This is a genomic window from Rheinheimera sp. (assembly GCF_036568245.1).
In the GTDB taxonomy this organism is placed as follows: Bacteria; Pseudomonadota; Gammaproteobacteria; order Enterobacterales; family Alteromonadaceae; genus Alishewanella.
Map to the genome: position 1 here is coordinate 1 of NZ_DATCSY010000131.1, position 5548 is coordinate 5548.

Here is a 5548-nt window from a genome sequence, read left to right on the forward strand (position 1 = left end):
ATAACGGAAGCAGTTATCCTGTGTGCAACCCCGGCAGGTCTGGGGTAGAATCGCAATTTCGTGTATTTTAGCGATTTTACGTCTGACTAGACAGCCATTTAGCTCAAGTAGTAACGGATTTTTAAATGAACTCGAACTTTATACTGATTTCTCTGCTGGCGTTAACGCTAACTGCCTGTGCCGGCAAACCCAAGGACGACCCCAGTACTACCCAAACTGCGCAAAGCATGTACCAACAAGCAAAAGAGGTACTGGACAGTGGTTTGTATAACAGAGCAATAGAATTATTGGGTGCGGTAGAAAGCCGTTATCCTTTTGGCCCGCTGGCGCGCCAGGTTCAACTGGATTTAATTTACGCGCATTATCAGGCAGGTGACGTCCCTAAAGCCCTGGCCGGTATTGATCGTTTCATCCGGTTGAACCCGAACCACCCTGAACTGGACTATGTCTATTACATGCGCGGTCTGAGCAACCTTAAAGCCGACGAGAATACATTGCATGAAGTATTAGGTATTGACCGTGCAGACCGCGATCTGGCCAGCACCCGTCAGGCTTTTGATGACTTTAAAACACTGGTCAGCAGTTTTCCGCAGAGCAAGTATGCGCCTGAAGCTAAAAAACGCATGCTGACGATCAAAAATACGCTGGCGAGGTATGAGTTGCTGGTCGCAGATTATTATATGCGCCGTGGTGCTTATCTTGCTGCAGCAAACCGTGGTAAATATATTGTCGAATTTTACCGTGACTCACCGCACATTGAGCAGGCACTGGAAATCATGGTGGAGAGTTACGACAAGCTAGGCCTGACGAAACTGAAAGAAGATACTTACCAGGTATTGATGCTGAATTTCCCGCAAAACGATAAATTCTAAAAAAAGCCCCTGCCGTGCAGGGGCTTTTTATTTGCTCCTAAATCGCTTCCAACGCTTCAGATAACTTGCTGACCGCAATAACATCCATTCCTGCTACGGCCTCTTTCGGTTTATTGGCAACCGGCACTATAGCGCGTTTGAAGCCGTGTTTAGCTGCCTCACGTAATCGCTCCTGGCCACTGGGTACCGGACGAATTTCGCCTGCCAGTCCCACTTCGCCAAACACCACCAGGTCGTTAGGCAGTGGTTTGTCACGAAAGCTCGATACCAGCGCCAGCAAGGTTGCCAGATCTGCACTGGTTTCATTGACTTTAACACCGCCAACCACGTTCACGAACACATCCTGATCAGCCATCTGTATACCTGCATGGCGGTGCATGACCGCTAACAGCATCGAAATACGGTTCTGCTCCATGCCTAACGTCACCCGACGCGGATTATTCAACGGTGAATAATCCACCAGGCCCTGAATTTCAACCAGCAGTGGCCGGGTACCCTCCCACAGCACCATAACGATGCTACCCGACTGATCTTCTTTACCACGGGTCAGGAAAATAGCCGACGGGTTTTTTACCTCTTTCATGCCCTGCCCGGTCATGGCAAAAACGCCCAGCTCATTCACCGGGCCAAAACGGTTTTTATTGCCGCGCAGCGTGCGGTAGCGGTTGTCACTGTCACCATCCAACATCACTGAACAGTCGATACAATGCTCAAGCACTTTAGGCCCGGCCAGAGAACCATCTTTGGTAACATGGCCCACCATAATAATGGCGATATGGTGCTGTTTGGCAAACCGTGTCAGATAGGCGGCACTTTCCCGCACCTGCGACACACTGCCAGGTGCTGACTGAATATCGGCCAGGTGCATGACCTGAATTGAGTCGATAACCATAATGCGTGGTTTTTCCTGCTGCGCCAGCGCACAAATTGTCTCGACATTGGTTTCTGCCAGCATTCTCAGCGCATTTGTTGGCAGCCCTAAACGCTGAGCCCGCATAGCGACCTGCTGTAACGACTCTTCACCGGTAACATACAAAGCGTTACCCTGCTGCGCCAGGCCACACATAATTTGCAATAGTAAAGTACTTTTACCTGCTCCCGGGTGACCGCCGATAAGAATGGCAGACCCGGGCACAATACCGCCCCCCAGCACGCGGTCAAACTCGGCAAAGCCGCTGCTAAAACGCGGAACATCCTGCAAGTCGACTTCGTCCAGCCGCATCACCTTTGCCACTGCTGCGCCGGCATAACCTTCCAAACGGTGGCTTTTGCTGCTCGCACTGCCCAAACGCACTTCGCTTACCGTATTCCATGCCCCGCACTCGGAACACTGCCCCTGCCAGCGCACAAAATCAGCGCCGCAATCGCTACAAACATAAGCGGTTTTAGTTTTTGCCATGGTTTATTTTCTCAAGCTAAATGAAAGGCATGGATATTGCTTTTCAAATTGTAACAACGTAGCGTACTACAGATTATAACCCGAAGATGCCGGTATTTTGGCATTTAACCTGACTGAAATATGACAGCTGCAGATTTACAAGAATATGTCGGTGTAATAGACCGAATGAAAAGCTCGCTTAACTCCGCTGATTTTGATCAGGTGTTTAGCCTGCTGACATCAGACCTGCCTAAATCCAAACAGTTTTTGCTGAAAATGGAGCTTAAACGCATGGCGCAGCCATGCAGCTACTTTATCGACCTGCGTGGCCATGTTGATGGTGACGTGAAGCCCTATGATTACATGGGTAAAACCCACTACATGGATGACAACGCGATCAGGGTATTTGAAGCAGGTTTAAAGCAGTACGGCAGTTACACCTTAGGTTTGTACGAGGAAGTGCTTAACACCGAAAATAACTTCCGGGTGATGCATCGCAAGCAAACCGAAGACAGAGTTCGTAGTGCACTGCAAAACGACGGCACACCGGGAAACCAGCCGGCAGACACAGATGCTGAATTGCCAGCGCAGTATGCCAGAGTGGTTCACTTTGGTCAGTACACCTCAAGGCGCGACGAACGTATGCATTTCAGCATCGATGTCGACGTTGAGCTGGATGGTAAGCGTTTTCAGGCCAGTACTTCCGATTTATCAGTTTCAGGCTGCAAGCTGAAGTTGCAACAGGCCGTAAAAACAGAAGCGGGTAAACTACTGAAACTGCATTTCACCGGTTTAGAGCAGGAGTTTATGCTTGGTCTGGAACAAGGTGTGGCTTACAAAATTGTTGAAGTCAGCCAGCAAGGGGCTCATCAGTATTTACGTTTGCAGCGGCAGCAGAACGAGAACGAACAACAGTTTGCCGATTTTCTGCAAAAATTCATTAATGGCAATAAACGCCGATACAAAGTGAACCTTGATAATGTCAGTCAAAGCCTACTGAGCAAGGGTTATGAGCAGTTTTATGTGCCGCGTATCAACGCTCTGCCGGTATTTATTGCTGTCAGAAATGGCCAGCCCATTCCAATTTGTGCATTAACCACCGACTACAACAAAGCAATATGGCAATATTTTCTGGACGAGCAACACCAGGCGGTATTTATCAGCATCTGCCATGTCAAACGCTTAAAGTATTTGTTACAGCTAAACTCGGTAGAGAAGTCCACCATCCTGTATAGCTTTACTCATGCCGTAAAAGGTAAGCTGTTTTTCTATTCAGCAACCCACGAAGAATTGAATGAGTCCGAACAGCTAAAAGCACTATTTCTGGGGTTTGGTGCCAGCAAGCCCAGCTGGCGGGTATTTCAGCTCAATTTGCAACGCTCATCACCTGCACAAGCCGAACCGCCTATTACAGTGCCGGTTCAGGGCAATATAAAGCCGCCAGCGCCCTTGTCCAGTCTGGTAAAGCAATTTATTCAGGACGTGCGTTACATTGTCAGTTTTACCGATATTACCGGCGATGAAAATACCTTCTGGTATCAAAGCTATCCGGTTAACCAACAGCAGCTAAAGCTGTTGGCGCACTTCGGCCATAAAAAACTGACGAATACACCGCCTTGTGAAGCGGTGGCGGTGCAGTATGTTAATTTGCGCTCTGAATCACGCTATTTGTATAAAACAGCCATCACCGTCACAACTGCAGCCGATCCGACAGAACTCAGTGGCCATAGCCGCGATTTCTCTTCTAAAGGTTTGCAACTGGAAACAACCTTGCCGGTACGCTTTAAAAAAGGCGATATCCTGCTGCTTAACCTGCCCGAAATGCAGAAAATTAGCAGCAAATATCAACTGGCAGCTTTACCTTATGAAGTCATGGCTGTCAGCAAAAGCCGCACAATAATGAACTTACGGGCAGTAGAGGGCGAGCAGCCTCATGTCGGTAGATTGTTTTTCCAGCAACTGATCCAGAATAACCGGGCAAAGCTGACGCAGGCCGAAGAAAGCCCTAAATACCCGGGCCTTTCTACCGCTTTGCGTAATTTATACATGAATGCGCAAAGCCATTTTGCGCTCTATGTACACCGCAAAGGCATCCGCTACCAAATTAATACGTTGGCAAAAGGCGGTGACGGTAACAGTCTGCATCAGTTACTGGCTATCCATAGCAATGACGACAATCAGCTCGACTTGGCGTTAATACTGCAAAACAATGCCATCAGCTTGCACTTTGCTCATCAACTGAAACAGATGAAACGGTTTGATAACCCGAAAGCTTTTGAATTGTTTGTTGTTGTTAGCCGTAATCCAGAAACAGATGAGCCTGAACTGCATTGCCACTATGACTATGAGTTCACCTCTGAACAAGCGAAACAGCAATATGTGTTAAGTGCGCTACAGAATAATGTGCTGTTCTGCTACAGATTGTTACTGTCGCGCACCGGCAGACCGGATACTGATTTTATTGCACCAGAGCTCAGCTATATCAGCGCCTACGCTATTCATAAAGCCAAACAACTGGAAGAAGAATTATGGAGTGTCGCCGGTGTTATTGATGCAATAGATATCTCTACTGAAATTGTATGGCGGTTTGGTGCACCGTCTGAACTTAGCCAGCAACACTATGTCCGGCAACAGGCTTTACTGGCACAACTGCAAAAGCCAGTCCCGTAGCTCAGCAAAGTGCTCGTTCAGTGCTCCCGGATGCGTCAGCATAGAGATATGACCGTAATTATGCTGATAACCGGCGGCCTTACCCAGCAAAGTAAAGCGGGCGTCAGGCGCCGTTTCAGCGATAAAAGCCCGAACGTCATTTGGGTGCCCGAGTAGGCGGTCATTCTGGGCGGCAAAGTGCCATACCGGAGGCCACTGTAATGTGCTGCAGCCCCGTGCATAATCAAACTGATCTTCCGGATCATGAAAGGGTGCGCCCTTTATCCAGGCCACGGTGTCCTGGATAAAGGGCGCTGGCTCATCATCTGCTCCCAGCCGCCACCTGCGTGCCGGAAAATAGCCATAATGCCTGCTGAGCCAGGGAGCCACTTTATTCCAGATCAGATTAATTTTCAGCCTCCGTTCCAGGCTTTGCACAGTGATCACTCTTTTGCTGCCAAAACATACTTTTGCCGCCAGTTTCGCTGTCAGCTGAGGGAACCTGGCCAAACTGGCGGCGGCGACGACGCCTCCCCAGGAATGTGCAACAAGAATAACTTTTTGCTGGTGCAGCTGATAAATGTGCTCAATTAACGCCGGAATATCGCGGCTAATCATCTGTTGCTGGCTTTGGGTAAAACCGTCAGAG

At 48.8% G+C, this 5548-nt stretch carries 4 protein-coding genes; 2 read left to right on the forward strand and 2 right to left on the reverse strand.

All coding sequences use genetic code 11. From position 1 onward, the window contains the following. The first annotated feature begins 125 nt into the window (after window positions 1-125). Window positions 126-872, forward strand: coding sequence for an outer membrane protein assembly factor BamD (locus VIN66_RS05715; RefSeq protein WP_331923069.1), 747 nt, complete (start codon window positions 126-128; stop codon window positions 870-872). A gap of 37 nt (window positions 873-909) precedes the next feature. On the opposite strand, the gene radA is transcribed toward VIN66_RS05715, so the two are convergent. Then, complete coding sequence (gene radA / locus VIN66_RS05720) at window positions 910-2271, reverse strand: DNA repair protein RadA (RefSeq protein WP_331923070.1); 1362 nt, start codon at window positions 2269-2271, stop codon at window positions 910-912. Window positions 2272-2391: 120 nt separating this feature from the next. On the opposite strand from radA, the gene VIN66_RS05725 reads away from it, so the two are divergent. After that, entirely contained in the window at window positions 2392-4920 is a 2529-nt protein-coding gene (locus VIN66_RS05725; protein ID WP_331923071.1) for a PilZ domain-containing protein, read from the forward strand. Here VIN66_RS05725 and VIN66_RS05730 read toward each other — a convergent pair. Continuing rightward, the coding region (locus tag VIN66_RS05730; protein WP_331923072.1) for an alpha/beta hydrolase at window positions 4888-5548 on the reverse strand (661 nt) is incomplete at its 5' end. The genes VIN66_RS05725 and VIN66_RS05730 overlap by 33 nt on opposite strands.